Source organism: Rhodanobacter geophilus (assembly GCF_040812275.1).
In the GTDB taxonomy this organism is placed as follows: Bacteria; Pseudomonadota; Gammaproteobacteria; order Xanthomonadales; family Rhodanobacteraceae; genus Rhodanobacter_A; species Rhodanobacter_A geophilus.
Map to the genome: position 1 here is coordinate 66,230 of NZ_JBFOHL010000003.1, position 13,243 is coordinate 79,472.

14 protein-coding genes are annotated in these 13,243 nt (G+C 70.0%); all 14 read left to right on the top strand.

Annotated features, from left to right (window positions below; genetic code table 11):
- The first annotated feature begins 7 nt into the window (after positions 1-7).
- On the top strand, positions 8-1,525 hold the full coding sequence (locus ABQJ56_RS04440; protein ID WP_367843781.1) for an efflux transporter outer membrane subunit: 1,518 nt from the start codon (positions 8-10) through the stop codon (positions 1,523-1,525).
- Positions 1,522-2,709, top strand: coding sequence for an HlyD family secretion protein (locus ABQJ56_RS04445; RefSeq protein WP_367843782.1), 1,188 nt, complete (start codon positions 1,522-1,524; stop codon positions 2,707-2,709). The genes ABQJ56_RS04440 and ABQJ56_RS04445 overlap by 4 nt, the downstream gene beginning before the upstream one ends.
- A 106-nt stretch (positions 2,710-2,815) precedes the next feature.
- A complete protein-coding gene (locus ABQJ56_RS04450) occupies positions 2,816-4,369 on the top strand; it encodes a DHA2 family efflux MFS transporter permease subunit (protein WP_367843783.1) in 1,554 nt (517 codons plus the stop codon).
- A 136-nt stretch (positions 4,370-4,505) separates the two neighbouring features.
- Positions 4,506-5,000 (top strand): polyhydroxyalkanoate synthesis repressor PhaR, encoded by a 495-nt coding sequence (phaR, locus tag ABQJ56_RS04455; RefSeq protein WP_367843784.1) that lies wholly within the window; start codon positions 4,506-4,508, stop codon positions 4,998-5,000.
- Positions 5,001-5,133: 133 nt separating this feature from the next.
- Positions 5,134-5,904 carry an acetoacetyl-CoA reductase gene (gene phbB, locus ABQJ56_RS04460; RefSeq protein WP_367843785.1) on the top strand — a complete coding sequence of 257 codons (771 nt, stop codon included), beginning with the start codon at positions 5,134-5,136 and terminating at the stop codon, positions 5,902-5,904.
- A 66-nt stretch (positions 5,905-5,970) separates the two neighbouring features.
- On the top strand, positions 5,971-7,377 hold the full coding sequence (locus ABQJ56_RS04465; protein ID WP_367843786.1) for an FAD-dependent oxidoreductase: 1,407 nt from the start codon (positions 5,971-5,973) through the stop codon (positions 7,375-7,377).
- Positions 7,370-7,777, top strand: a complete 408-nt coding sequence (locus ABQJ56_RS04470; protein ID WP_367843788.1) for a DUF3293 domain-containing protein — start codon at positions 7,370-7,372, stop codon at positions 7,775-7,777. The genes ABQJ56_RS04465 and ABQJ56_RS04470 overlap by 8 nt, the downstream gene beginning before the upstream one ends.
- Before the next feature lie 71 nt (positions 7,778-7,848).
- Complete coding sequence (gene ccmA / locus ABQJ56_RS04475; RefSeq protein ID WP_367843789.1) at positions 7,849-8,481, top strand: cytochrome c biogenesis heme-transporting ATPase CcmA; 633 nt, start codon at positions 7,849-7,851, stop codon at positions 8,479-8,481.
- A 27-nt stretch (positions 8,482-8,508) separates the two neighbouring features.
- Entirely contained in the window at positions 8,509-9,195 is a 687-nt protein-coding gene (ccmB, locus tag ABQJ56_RS04480; protein WP_367843790.1) for a heme exporter protein CcmB, read from the top strand.
- Positions 9,196-9,198: 3 nt separating this feature from the next.
- The gene (locus tag ABQJ56_RS04485) at positions 9,199-9,957 is read left to right on the top strand and encodes a heme ABC transporter permease (RefSeq protein WP_367843791.1); all 759 of its coding nucleotides are present in this window, start codon (positions 9,199-9,201) and stop codon (positions 9,955-9,957) included.
- Positions 9,954-10,187, top strand: a complete 234-nt coding sequence (gene ccmD / locus ABQJ56_RS04490; RefSeq protein ID WP_367843792.1) for a heme exporter protein CcmD — start codon at positions 9,954-9,956, stop codon at positions 10,185-10,187. The genes ABQJ56_RS04485 and ccmD overlap by 4 nt, the downstream gene beginning before the upstream one ends.
- Before the next feature lie 23 nt (positions 10,188-10,210).
- On the top strand, positions 10,211-10,678 hold the full coding sequence (ccmE, locus tag ABQJ56_RS04495; protein ID WP_367844009.1) for a cytochrome c maturation protein CcmE: 468 nt from the start codon (positions 10,211-10,213) through the stop codon (positions 10,676-10,678).
- A complete protein-coding gene (locus tag ABQJ56_RS04500) occupies positions 10,675-12,654 on the top strand; it encodes a heme lyase CcmF/NrfE family subunit (RefSeq protein WP_367843793.1) in 1,980 nt (659 codons plus the stop codon). The genes ccmE and ABQJ56_RS04500 overlap by 4 nt, the downstream gene beginning before the upstream one ends.
- Positions 12,651-13,193, top strand: a complete 543-nt coding sequence (locus tag ABQJ56_RS04505; RefSeq protein ID WP_367843794.1) for a DsbE family thiol:disulfide interchange protein — start codon at positions 12,651-12,653, stop codon at positions 13,191-13,193. The genes ABQJ56_RS04500 and ABQJ56_RS04505 overlap by 4 nt, the downstream gene beginning before the upstream one ends.
- The last annotated feature ends 50 nt before the right edge of the window (positions 13,194-13,243 follow it).

Consider the following 13,243-nt stretch of genomic DNA (forward strand, 5'->3'; position numbering starts at 1 on the left):
GTTTCCGATGACCTTCGCCCCGCCTCGCCCGCGCGCGGCCCTGGCCCTTGCCGTCCTGCTCTCGCTCGCCGGATGCGCGCTCGCGCCGCCGAAGCTGCAGCATCCCGCACTGCGCGACGACGTGCCGCTGGCGGGCCTGCAAAGCCCCACCCGCGCCGGCTGGCCGGCCGCCGACTGGTGGTGCGGCTACGGCGACCCGCAGCTCGATGGCCTGATGGCGACGGCGCTGCAGCAGTCGCCCGACCTCGCCCAGGCGCAGAGTCGCGTGCGCACCGCCGAGCAGTCGGTGAAGCTGGCCGCCGCCCAGGCCGGGCTCAGCATCAACGGCAGTGCACAGGTAACCCGGCAGCGCCTGAGCGAGCACGGCCTGATGCCGCCGCAACTGCTCGGCTTCACCTGGTACAACCAGGCCGACCTGGACGTGCAGTTCGAGTACGACTTCGACTGGTGGGGCAAGAAGCGCGCCGCGATCGAGAGCGCGCTGGACCAGGCGCACGCCGCCGAGGCGCAGCGCAGTGCGGCGGCGCTGACGATCCAGAACGCAGTGGCCGACACCTATTTCGGCTGGCTGGCCGACGAGGCGCGCCTGGCGCTGACCCGGCAGGCATTGTCCGTGCAGCAGCGCCTGCTGCAGATCGCCGAGCTGCGCGTGCGCCAAGGCGTGGACCTGCCCGACACTGTGCAGGAGGCGCGCTCGCGCGTGGCCAGCGTGGAACAGGCGCAGACCGCACTCGAGGGCTCGGCGCGGATCCGCAAGGTGGCGCTGGCCGCCCTGCTCGGCGTGGCGCCCGCGCAATTGCCGGCGCTCTCGCCGCGACCGCTGCCCGCCACCAGCGGCGCCCTGCCCGACGACGCGCGGCTGGACCTGATCGCCCGTCGCCCCGACATTGCCGCCAGCCGCTGGCAGGTGGAGGCGGCGCTGAAGCAGACCGACGTGGCGCGCGCGCAATTCCTGCCCGACTTCAGCATCACCGCCATGGCCGGGCTGTCCAGCACCAACCAGGGCACTCCCGCGCTGTTCGGCGGCGGCAGCTCCGGCGACCTGGGCCACCTGTTCAGCGCAGGCAGCCGCGTGTTCGGCATCACGCCCGCGCTGCACCTGCCGATCTTCGAGGGCGGTCGTCTGAAGGCCGCCTACGGCATCAGCCGCGCCCAGCTGGACGACGCCGTGGCGCAGTACGACGCCACCGTGTTCCATGCCGCGCGCGAGGTCGCCAGCCAGGCACTCGCCGCCGAACAGCTGGCCACGAATCGCCAGCAGCAGCAACGGCAGGTCGATGCCGATGAGCGTCTCGTCGCCAACGCCCAGGCGCGCCTGCGCCGGGGCGTGCGCGACGCCCGCGAAGGCCTCGCCGCCCAGGCGCAGTGGCTGCAGCAGCAGGATCAGGCCATCGCCTTGCACGCGCAGGCGCTGAGCACCGACCTCGCCCTGATCAAGGCGCTGGGCGGCGGCTACCGCATGCCCGCCGATACCGCCAGCGCGACTTCCCCTTCCCCGAACCTCAGCCGGAGTCCCCGCCCATGAGCGCCACCGAGTCCGCCCCGCCGCAGGACCGCAACGACAGCGGCTTCGCCGCCAAGGACCCGCCGAAGCGTCGCCGCGCGCTGCTGATCGTGGCCGCGGTGTTCATCCTCGCCGCACTGGCCTGGTTCCTGCTCTGGTTCTTCGTGTTCTCCACCCGCGAGAACACCGACAACGCCTATGTGGGCGGCAACCTGGTGGGCATCTCCGCCCAGGTGCCCGGCACCGTGGTCGCGGTGCTGGCCGACGACACCGAGCACGTCGACGCCGGCCAGGTGCTGGTGCGCCTCGATCCCACCGACGCCGACGTGCGCCTGCGCCAGGCGCGCAGCGCGCTGGCGCTCGCGGTGCGCCAGGTACGCGGCCAGACCGACAGCGCCGGCGGCGCCGACGCCGCGGTGGCGGCGCGCGAGGTGGAGTTGCAGAAGGCCCAGGCCGACCTCAAGCGCCACCTGCCGCTGGTGGCTGCGCAGGCCGAATCGCCCGAGGTCGTGCAGCACCTGCGCGACGCCGTGGCCGGCGCGCAGGCCGCGCTGGATGCGGCCCAGGCCCAGGCCAAGGCGGCGCATGCCGCGATCGCCGGCACCGACATCGCCGGCAATCCCGCCGTGCAGCAGGCGCGCGCGAACTTCCGCGCCGCCTGGGTGGCCGCCCAGCGCAACACCATCGTGGCGCCGGTGTCCGGCTACGTGGCCGAGCGCAGCGTGCAACTGGGCAACAGCGTGGCGCCCGGCCAGCCGCTGATGAGCGTGGTACCGCTGCACGACCTGTGGGTGGACGCGAACTTCAAGGAGAACCAGCTGCGCCACATCCGCATCGGCCAGCCGGCGAAGATCACCACCGACCTCTACGGCGACAAGGTGGAATACCACGGCAAGGTGATCGGCCTCGGCGCCGGCACCGGCAGCGTGTTCTCGCTGCTGCCCGCGCAGAACGCCACCGGCAACTGGATCAAGGTGGTGCAGCGCGTGCCGGTGCGCATCGCGCTGGACGACAAGGAGCTGGACCAGCATCCGCTGCGCGTGGGCCTGTCCGCCGACGTCACCGTGGACATCAGCCACGACCAGGGCAAGGTGCTGGCCGCCGGCCCCGCCGTCCCGACCGCCCAGACCACGGTGTACGACCAGATCGCCAGCCAGGCCGACGCCGAGGCCGAGAAGGTGGTCGAGGCCAACCTCGGCAAGTAAGCATCGCGGCTGAAGCCGCTCCCCCGGGCCGGCGCGTTGCAGGAGCGGCTTCAGCCGCGATCCGCATCCCCGGCCCCTTCGCCCCCGATACCCGCGCGAGCACCGCATGGCCACCACGCCCGAGAATGCCGCCCCGCCGAAGCCGCTGCATGGCGGCCCGCTGGCGCTGCTCACCATCGCCGTCGCGTTCAGCACCTTCATGGAGGTGCTGGACATGACCATCGTCAACGTGGCGGTGCCGCACATCTCCGGCAGCCTCGGCGTGAGCCCGAACGAGGGCACCTGGACGATCAGCTCCTACGCGCTGGCCAGCGCGATCATGCAGCCGCTCACCGGCTGGGTGGCGCGGCGCTTCGGCGAAGTGCGCACCTTCGTGGTGTCGGTGCTGCTGTTCGTGGTGTTCTCGATGCTGTGCGGCCTGGCCACCAGCATGCCGATGCTGGTGGTCTGCCGCCTGTTGCAGGGCGCCGGCTCCGGCCCGATGGTGGCGCTGTCGCTGACCCTGCTGCTGACCAGCTACCCCAAGGAAAAGCAGGGCATCGCGCTGGCCCTGTGGGCGATGACCGTGGTGGTGGCGCCGATCTTCGGCCCGATCCTGGGCGGCTGGCTCACCGACAACTTCTCCTGGCCGTGGATCTTCTACATCAACCTGCCGGTGGGCATCGCCGCGGCGGTGATCACCTGGGCGATCCTGCACAAGCGCGAGACGAAGACCTTCAAGGCACCGATCGACATGGTGGGCCTGGTGCTGCTGGTGGTGGGCGTGGGTTGCCTGCAGTTCATGCTGGACAACGGCAACGACCACGACTGGTTCGCCTCGCCGCTGATCCTCACGCTGGGCATCACCGCCCTGGTCTGCCTCACCTTCCTGGTGGTGTGGGAGATCCACGCCAAGCATCCGGTGATCGACCTCTCGCTGTTCAAGCAGCGCAACTTCACCGTGGGCGTGGTGGCGCTGACGCTGGGCATGTTCGCGTTCTTCGGCATCAACGTGGTGTTCCCGCTGTGGCTGCAGATCGACCTGGGCTACACCGCCACCTGGGCGGGCCTGGCCACCGCGCCGGTGGGCGTGCTGGCCTTCCTGCTGTCGCCGGTGCTGGGCAAGAACATGCATCGGCTGGAGCTGCGCGCGGTGGTGACCTTCGCCTTCGTGATCTTCGCGCTCACCTCGTACTGGTTCGCCAGCTTCGACAGCAATGCCTCGTTCAGCACACTGGTATTGCCGCGCTTCGTGATGGGCCTGGCGATCCCCTGCTTCTTCATCCCGCTGAACCAGATCTATCTCGCCGGCCTGCCTGCCTCGGAGATCGCCAGCGCCTCGGGCCTGTCCAACTTCTGCCGCACCATGGGTTCGAGCATGTCCACCGCGATCACGGTGACGCTGTGGCAGCACCGCAGCGAGCTGCACCATGCCAACCTCACCGAGAACGTCAGCAACGCCAATCCTGCAGCCACGCAGTTCCTGCAGGACCTAGCCCATCGCGGCATACCGCACACGCAAAGCCTGGGCCTGATCGACCAGCTGGTGAACCGCGAGGCGCTCACCCTGGCGGTCAATGACGTGTTCTGGGGCTGCGCGGTGCTGTTCCTGCTGCTGATCCCCATCCTGTGGTTCGCCAGGCCGCCCTTCGGCAGCGATGGCGCCGCGATGGGGCATTGAGTCGCCGCCTGGCTTTGCTGCAGACCACCGCGGTGCACATCGCCACGCCGCGGCCCGTCGCGGAGCAGACCAATTTCACGGGATGCATGCCAGTGGTCTACTGGTGCGGCGCAATATTCTCTGCTAGTTTCGCCGCATGGCACAAAACAAGCGCACCATCAAGAAGTATCCGAACCGTCGGCTCTACGACACCGAGATCTCCAGCTACATCACGCTGGAGGAGGTGCGCCAGCTGGTGCTGGACAACGAGGACTTCGAAGTCCGCGATGCCAAGACCGGCGAGGATCTCACCCGCTCCGTGCTGCTGCAGATCATCTCCGAGCACGAGGAAAAGGGGCAGCCGATGCTGTCGCCGCAGCTGCTCAGCCAGATCATCCGCTTCTACGGCGACTCGCTGCAGGGCTTCATGGGCCCGTACCTGGAGCGCAGCCTGCAGGTCTTCCTCGACCAGCAGCAGCAGTTCCGCACCCAGCTCAACAGCCTGATGGGGCAGACCCCGTGGGCGATGGTGAACGAGCTGACCGAGCGCAACATGGATGCGTGGAAGACCATGCAGCGCGGCCTGCTCGACGCCGCCGCGCAGATCACCCCGCAGGGCGGCAGCCGCGGCGGCCACAAGAAGACCGGCTGAGGCCGGCCGCTTCCTGTCCAGCATCCACGCGCCGCCCCGAGCGGCGCGTTTCAGTTTTACTTGAAAGTGCGGCCATGGATGGCCGCCCGTGTGACTCTCGCGATCACGGACGATCGCAAAAACGGAGAGCAGCATGACCTCATCCCAAGCGGACGGCGCCCCTGCTCGCCTGGCCCTGGTCACCGGCGGGCTCGGCGGCCTCGGCACCGAAATCTGCCGTCAGCTGGCGCAAGCCGGCCGCCGCGTGATCGCTGCCGACCTGCCCGCCAGCGAAGCGCGCCTCGCCATCTTCCGCGAAGCCGCCAGCGAGTTTGGCCATGCCATCGGCTACGAGCCGCTGGACGTCGGCGACCACGAGGCCTGCGCCGCGTTGATCGGCCGCCTCGAACGCGAACACGGTGGCGTGGACATCCTGGTCAACGCCGCCGGCATCACCCGCGACGCCAGCCTGCGCAAGATGACGCCCGCGCAATGGCACGACTTGATGCGGGTGAACCTCGACGGCCTGTTCAACACCTGTCACGCCGTGGTGGAAGGGATGAGCACGCGCGGCTTCGGCCGCATCGTCAACATCAGCTCGGTGAACGGCCAGACCGGCCAGTTCGGCCAGACCAACTACTCGGCCGCCAAGGCCGGCGTGCACGGCTTCGGCATGGCGCTGGCGCGCGAGACCGCGCGCCAGGGTGTCACCGTCAACACCGTCTCGCCCGGCTACTGCGACACGCCGATGGTGGCCGCGGTGCCCGCCGAGATCCGCGCCCGGATCGTCGCCGGCATCCCGGTGGGCCGGCTGGGCCAGCCCGCCGACATCGCCCGCGCCGTGTGCTTCCTCAGCGCCGACGACGCCGGCTACCTCACCGGCGTCAACCTGCCGGTGAACGGCGGCTATTTCATGAGCTTCTGAGCCGGGCGTATTGCAGTCGCGCGCCGCTTGCGGAACAGTGGGCGAACCATTTTTCCGGCACGCGACATGACGCAAGCTCCTCGCATCACCCTGATCGGCGGCGGCCTGGTGGGCGCCCTGCTGGCACGGCAGCTGGCGCAACACGGCTTCGCGGTGGAGGTGTTCGAGAAGCGGCCCGATCCGCGCCGTGCGGGCTTCCTCGGCGGGCGCTCGATCAATCTCGCGCTGGCCGAGCGCGGCCTGCAGGCGCTGCGCACGGCGGGCCTGGCCGACGAGGTACTGCTGCGCGCGGTGATGATGCGCGGACGCATGGTGCACGCACAGGGTGGCGCCAGTGGGCTGCAGCGCTACGGCGTGGACGACAGCGAGGTGATCTGGTCGGTGTCGCGCGGCGCGCTGAACATGCTGCTGCTGGATGCCGCCGAGGCGTCCGGCGTGCGCTTCCATTTCGGCCAGTCGCTGGTGGCGGCGGATTTCGACCGGCACCGCATCCGGCTCGCCGACGAGGCGGGTGTCACGCGTGAGCATGATGCGGGCCTGCTGATCGGCGCCGACGGCGCGGGTTCGGTGCTGCGTGCGGCGATGGATGCCTACGCGCCGCTGGGCGAACGCATCGAACCGCTGGGCCACGGCTACAAGGAGCTGGAGATACCCGACGCCGGCACGTTGCCGCCCGCGCTGGTGCAGCAGGCCGGCGGCGCGGGCCACTTCGCGCTGGAGCCGCATGCGCTGCACATCTGGCCGCGCGGCGGCTACATGTGCATCGCGCTGCCGAACGCCGAGGGCAGCTTCACCGTCACCCTGTTCCTGCCCGCCACCGGCGCGCATCCCAGCTTCGCCACCCTGCCCGACGCCGCCGCGGCGCGCGCGTTCTTCGCCGCGGACTTCCCCGACCTGCTGCCGCTGATCCCGCGCTTCGACGCGGACTACGCGGAACATCCGGTGGGCACGCTGTCCACGCTGTACCTGGAACGCTGGCACCTGGACGGCCGCGCGCTGCTGGTCGGCGACGCCGCGCACGCCATCGTGCCGTTCCACGGCCAGGGCATGAACTGCGGCTTCGAGGACACGGTGACGCTGGCCGGGCTGCTCTCCGCCTCGCCGGACGACAGCGCCGGCGTGTTCGCCGAGTTCCAGCGCATCCGCCAGCCGAACGCGAACGCGATCGCCGCGATGGCGCTGGAGAATTACGTGGAGATGCGCGACTCGGTGGCCGATCCGCACTACCTCGCCAAGCGCGCGCTGGGCGCGAAGCTGGCCGAGCGCATCCCCGGCCACTACATGGCGCGCTACCGGCTGGTCACCTTCACCCACCTGTCGTACGCCTACGCGCTGGAACGCGGCCACAGGCAGGACGCGCTGCTGGAAGCATTGCTGCGCGGCGCGCCGGACGTGGAGGCCATCGACCTCGATGCCGCCGCCCGGCTTTTCCAGTCGACCCTGGAGCCGCTGCCGGAGTTGCGCCATGGATGAAGCCCTGCTCGAAGCATTCCGCTCCACCACCTACCACGTCTGCCTGGACACCGTGCGCTGGGCGATCATCCGCGTGGACCTGCCCCTGCCCGCCCCGCTTGCCGCCGTGGTGGGCGCGCAGGCCTGGGCCTTCATCACGGCCTGGAACCCGCAGGCGCGCCGGCGGCCGCCCGCCGAGAACGAGGCCGCCCAACGCGAACTGCTGGCTGCTCTCAGTCAGCAGGTCGGCGTGCACGTCTGCCCGGCGATCGGCGTGGGCACCTCCGGCTGGAGCGAGCCCAGCCTGTTCGTGACCGGGGTGGACGTCGAAGCGCTGGATCGACTGACCCGGTCACACGGCCAGCTGGCCTACGTGCACGGCGAAGCGGGCGGCCACGCCACGCTGCGCGTGCTTGGCTGAGGCACGCGGCGACGCACAGCGGCAGCGCGCCGCATGGACAAGCCCGCGGGCCATTGCGGAGAATGGGAGCAATGACCGCAGCAGCAGCTCCCCCTTTGCTCGAAGCGCATCGCCTGAGCTTCCACCGCCAGGACGAGCCGGTGTTCGCGCCACTGGATTTTCGCCTGCACGCGGGCGAACTGGCCCTGGTCGAGGGCGACAACGGCAGCGGCAAGACCACTTTGCTGCGCCTGCTGGCCGGCCTGCTGCATGTCAGCGAAGGGCGGCTGCTGTGGCGCGGCGCGCCGTGGCAACGCGAGGCCTGCGCGGGCGAAATCCTGTTCCTCGGCCACCAGCTGGGCCAGAAACTGGAGCTGAGCCCGCGCGAGAACCTGGCTTTCGCCGCTGGCCTGCACGGGCGCCGCGATGGCATCACGCTGGACGGCGTGCTCGACGAGGCAGGCCTCGCCGGCTACGGGGACGAGCCGGTGCGGCGCCTCTCCGCCGGCCAGAAGAAGCGCGCCGCGCTGGCCCGCCTGCTGCTGCAGCCGGCTGCGCTGTGGCTGCTCGACGAACCTTACGCGAACCTCGACCGGCACGGCATCGCACTGGTCAATCGCCTGCTGGAGCGACATGTGGCCGGTGGCGGCGCAGTGCTGGTGAGCAGCCATGGTGCGGTGGGGTTTCATGGCGGCGAACCGCAGCGGATACGCATGCATGCGTGAGTTTTCTTCGCAGAGGAGCGTTCGGGCATGAGCGGCGCTTCGTTGCCGCAAGCCTGTGCCGCGATGCTGCGGCGGGATCTCACGCTGGCGTGGCGCCGGCGCGGGGATCTGGCGATGCCGGTGCTGTACGCGGTGATCGTGGCGGTGCTGTTCCCGTTCGCGCTGGGGCCGGATCTGGCGTTGCTGCAACGGATCGCCGCGGGCGTGGTGCTGGTGACCGTGCTGCTGGCGATGCTGCTGGCGCTGGATGCGATGTTCGCCAGCGACATCGAGGACGGTTCGCTGGAACAGCTGGTGCTTTCGCCGCAGCCGCTGGCGCCGATGCTGGGCATGAAGATACTCGCGCACTGGCTCGCCACCGCGCTGCCGCTGATCGTGGTCTCGCCGCTGCTGGCCGGCATGCTGCACCTGCCGGCGGCCGCGATGCCGGCCCTGCTGCTGGCCCTGCTGCTGGCCACGCCGCTGCTCAGCCTGCTCGGCGCGGTGCTGGTGGCGCTGACGGTCGGCACGCGGCGCTCTGGTATGCTGCTGGCCTTGATGTTGCTGCCGTTGTGCGTGCCGGTGGTGATCTTCGCGGCCGGCGCCGTGGCAGCCGCCCAGCAGGGCCTGCCATGGCTGGCACCGGTCGCCTGGCTGGCCGCCGCGTTGATCCTCGCCGTGGTGCTGGCGCCGCTGGCTTGCGCGGCAGCCCTGCGTATCGCACTGGATTCGTAAGTCATGGCCTCCTGGATCCCGCTCTGGTTGCACAAGCTCGGTTCGCCGCCGACGTTCTACCGCTTCGCGGGCGCGCTGCGGCCATGGGCGATGGGGCTGGCGCTGCTGCTTGGCGCGATCGGCCTGTACGGCGGCCTGGTGCTGGCGCCGCCGGACTACCAGCAGGGCGATGCCTACCGCATCATCTTCATCCACGTGCCCAGCGCGTGGATGAGCATGTTCGTCTACGCGGTGATGGGCGTGTCCGGCTTCATCGCGCTGGTGTGGCGCATGAAGCTGGCCGAGGTGGTGGCGATGGAATCGGCGCCGATCGGCGCGGCCTTCACCTTCATCACCCTGGTCACCGGCTCGCTGTGGGGCAAGCCGATGTGGGGCACCTGGTGGACCTGGGACGCGCGGCTCACCTCCGAACTGGTGCTGCTGTTCCTGTACCTGGGCGTGATCGGGCTGTACCACGCGTTCGAGGATCGCCGCCAGGGCGCGCGCGCCGCGAGCTTCCTCGCCATCATCGGCGTGATCAACGTGCCGATCGTGCATTACTCGGTGACGTGGTGGAACACGCTGCACCAGGGCAGCACGGTGAACATCTTCGGCCACTCCAAGATGGCGTGGGACATGCTGTGGCCGCTGCTGCTGATGACGCTGGCGACCAAGGCCTATTACGTGGCCAGCCTGTGCCGCCGCGCGCGTACCGACATCCTGGCGCTGGAAGGCGGCAAGGACTGGGTGCGGCGGATCGCCGAAGACGAGGCAACCCCATGAGCGCCGCGCAGCACTTACTGGCCATGGGCGGCGATGCCGTCGCCTTCCTCGGGATGGGTGGTTACGCGGCTTATGTGTGGCCCGCCTATGCGGTGTTCTTCGTGGTGCTGATCGCCGACAGCGTGGCGCCGCGGTTGCGTCGCCGCCGCATCCTGCGCGAGCTGCGCGGACGCCTGGCACGCCAGGCCGCGCGCGAGCGCCGCACCACTTCCGCCACGCCATCGCCCTGACCGGGCAGGAACACCGCATGCCGATGAACCCCACCCGCAAGCGCCGGCTCACCATCGTGATCGTGGTCGCGATCGCCGCCGCGCTGGCGATCAGCCTGGGCGTGTACGCGCTGCAGCAGAACATGAACTACCTGTTCACCCCGAGCCAGGTGCAGTCGGGCCAGGCGGCGCAGTACAAGACCTTCCGCCTCGGCGGCATGGTCAAGGCCGGTTCGATCCAGCGCAGCAAGGAATCGCTGGAGGTCACCTTCACCGTGGTCGACGCCGGCGGTGCGATGCCGGTGGAGTACACCGGCATCCTGCCCGACCTGTTCCGCGACAACCAGTCGGTGATCGCCACCGGCCACATGGCCGACGGCCGCTTCGTGGCCACCGAGGTGCTCGCCAAGCACGACGAGACCTACATGCCGAAGGAACTGAAGGACGCGATGGCGAAGGCGCATGCGGACGCGAAAGTGAAGGAAGCCGCCGCGCAGGGCAAGAGCCCATGACCCCCGAACTCGGCCAGCTCGCGCTGGTGCTCGCCTTCCTGCTCGCCATCGCGCAGGGCACGCTGCCGCTGATCGGTGCATGGCGCGGCAACCGCGCGCTGATGGCGGTGGCGCGTCCCGCCGCCGCCGGCCAGGCGGTGTTCGTGGCAATGGCCTTCCTGATCCTGGTGTGGGCCTTCCTGCATTTCGATTTCTCGGTGCAGTACGTGGCCGACAACTCCAACCTCACGCTGCCCTGGTACTACCGCATCGCCGCGGTATGGGGCGCGCACGAGGGCTCGCTGCTGCTGTGGATCCTGATCCTCAACGTGTGGACGGTGGCGCTGGCCGCGCTCAGCCACAAGCTGCCCGAGGTGTTCGCCGCGCGCGTGCTGGGCGTGATGGGCCTGGTGGCGATCGGCTTCCTCGCCTTCATCCTGTTTACCTCCGACCCGTTCGGCCGCCTGCTGCCGATGCCGGCCGACGGTGCCGACCTCAACCCGGTGTTGCAGGACCCGGGCATGACCTTCCACCCGCCCGTGCTCTACATGGGCTACGTGGGCTTCTCGGTGGCGTTCGCGTTTTCCATCGCGGCACTGCTCGGCGGCGAAGTCGAGCAGGCGTGGGTGCGCTGGGCACGGCCGTGGACGAACGCGGCCTGGGGTTTCCTCACCCTGGGCATCGTGGCCGGCAGCTGGTGGGCGTATGCCGAACTGGGCTGGGGCGGCTGGTGGTTCTGGGATCCGGTGGAGAACGCCAGCTTCATGCCGTGGCTGGTGGGCGCGGCGCTGATCCACGCGCAGGCGATCACCGAGAAGCGCGGTGGCCTGCGCGCGTGGACCCTGCTGCTGTCGATCTTCGCGTTCTCGCTGTCGCTGCTGGGCACCTTCCTCGTGCGCTCGGGCGTGCTCACCTCGGTGCACGCATTCGCCTCGGACCCGCGCCGCGGCGTGTTCATCCTGATCTTCCTCGCCATCGTGGTGGGCGGTTCGCTGCTGCTGTACGCGCTGCGCGCGCCGAAGGTGACCGGTGGCAAGCCGTTCAACATCGTCTCGCGCGAGACGGCGCTGCTGATCGGCAACCTGATGCTGGCCACCGCCGCGGCGATGGTGCTGCTGGGCACGCTGTTCCCGCTGATCGGCGACGCGCTGCACCTGGGCCGCATCTCGGTGGGCCCGCCCTACTTCGGGCTGCTGTTCCCGCTGCTGATGACGCCCATCGTGCTGCTGCTGCCGTTCGGGCCGTTCCTGCACTGGGGCAGGGCCGAGGGCGGCGTGCTGAAGCAGGTGGCGCTGCGCGCGGGCATCGCGGCGGCGGCCTGCGCGATCGTGGCGGCTTTCTTCGTGCAGGGCCGGCTGAAGGCCGTGGCCGGCGTGGCCGCGGCGGCATGGATCGCGGTGGGCGTGCTGCTGTACGCGCTCAAGCGCTGGCGCGACATGCCGCGCGGCCGCCGCTATCCGGCCGAGATGGCCGGCATGCTGCTGGCGCACCTGGGCGTGGCGGTGTTCGTGATCGGCGTGCTGCTGTCCGAATCGCTGAGCATCACCCACGACGTGCGCCTCGCGCCGGGCCAGAGCGAGGCCATCGCCGGCTACGTGTACCGCTTCGACGGCGTGCACCGCACGGTGGGCCCGAACTGGCACGCCGACCAGGGCGTGGTCACCGTGCTGCGCGACGGCCGCACCGTGGCGGTGATGCACCCGCAGAAGCGCACCTACGCCCGCGAGCAGGTGCAGACCGAGTCGGCGGTGGACGCCGGCGTGTTCCGCGACCTGTACGTGGCTCTGGGCGAGCCGATGGACGCGAACGACATCGAGGGCGCCTGGGCGCTGCGCCTCTACTACAAGCCCTTCATCCGCTGGATCTGGGGCGGCGGCGTGCTGATGATGCTGGGCGGTTTCGTCTGCGCCGGCGACCGCCGCTTCCGCATCAAGCGCATTGCCGCCGAGGCGGCGACAACGACCGCTGCGGGCACGCCGCAGGAGTCGCCGGCATGAAGCGGCTGATCCCGTTCCTGGTCTTCGTGCTGCTGGTGGGACTGTTCGGCTTCGGCATCTGGTGGAACACCTGGCACGACGCGCGCTACGTGCCCTCGCCGCTGATCGACAAGCCCGCGCCCGACTTCGCCCTGCCGAAACTGGATGCGCCCGAGCAGACCGTGACCCGGGCCAGCCTGCTCGGCAAGCCCTACCTGCTCAACGTGTTCGGCAGCTGGTGCGTGGCCTGCGCCGAGGAGCACCCGGTGCTGATGACCGACGGCCGGCGGCTCGGCATCGCGCTGGTGGGCTACGACTACAAGGACGCGCCCGACAACGCCAGGGCCTGGCTGCGCGACCGCGGCAACCCGTATGACCTGGTGATCGCCGACCAGCCCGGCCGCACCGCGATCGACTTCGGCGTGTACGGCGCGCCGGAGAGCTTCCTGATCGATGCGAAGGGCGTGATCCGCTACAAGCACATCGGCCCGCTCACGCCCGAGGTGATCGCGCAGGAACTGCAGCCGGCGATAGCCGCCGTGAAGCGGGAGACGCCATGACCGCGCGGACACCCCGTAGGAGCGGCTTCAGCCGCGATTCTTGGCAATGC

Coding starts and splice junctions, on each gene's coding strand:
- ABQJ56_RS04465 (WP_367843786.1), top strand. CDS start 5,971: ATGACGCAAGCTCCTCGCATCACCCTGATCGGCGGCGGCCTGGTGGGC.
- ccmD (WP_367843792.1), top strand. CDS start 9,954: ATGAGCGCCGCGCAGCACTTACTGGCCATGGGCGGCGATGCCGTCGCC.
- ABQJ56_RS04440 (WP_367843781.1), top strand. CDS start 8: ATGACCTTCGCCCCGCCTCGCCCGCGCGCGGCCCTGGCCCTTGCCGTC.
- ABQJ56_RS04500 (WP_367843793.1), top strand. CDS start 10,675: ATGACCCCCGAACTCGGCCAGCTCGCGCTGGTGCTCGCCTTCCTGCTC.
- ABQJ56_RS04450 (WP_367843783.1), top strand. CDS start 2,816: ATGGCCACCACGCCCGAGAATGCCGCCCCGCCGAAGCCGCTGCATGGC.
- ABQJ56_RS04445 (WP_367843782.1), top strand. CDS start 1,522: ATGAGCGCCACCGAGTCCGCCCCGCCGCAGGACCGCAACGACAGCGGC.
- ccmE (WP_367844009.1), top strand. CDS start 10,211: ATGAACCCCACCCGCAAGCGCCGGCTCACCATCGTGATCGTGGTCGCG.
- ABQJ56_RS04505 (WP_367843794.1), top strand. CDS start 12,651: ATGAAGCGGCTGATCCCGTTCCTGGTCTTCGTGCTGCTGGTGGGACTG.
- ccmB (WP_367843790.1), top strand. CDS start 8,509: ATGAGCGGCGCTTCGTTGCCGCAAGCCTGTGCCGCGATGCTGCGGCGG.
- phaR (WP_367843784.1), top strand. CDS start 4,506: ATGGCACAAAACAAGCGCACCATCAAGAAGTATCCGAACCGTCGGCTC.
- ABQJ56_RS04470 (WP_367843788.1), top strand. CDS start 7,370: ATGGATGAAGCCCTGCTCGAAGCATTCCGCTCCACCACCTACCACGTC.
- phbB (WP_367843785.1), top strand. CDS start 5,134: ATGACCTCATCCCAAGCGGACGGCGCCCCTGCTCGCCTGGCCCTGGTC.
- ccmA (WP_367843789.1), top strand. CDS start 7,849: ATGACCGCAGCAGCAGCTCCCCCTTTGCTCGAAGCGCATCGCCTGAGC.
- ABQJ56_RS04485 (WP_367843791.1), top strand. CDS start 9,199: ATGGCCTCCTGGATCCCGCTCTGGTTGCACAAGCTCGGTTCGCCGCCG.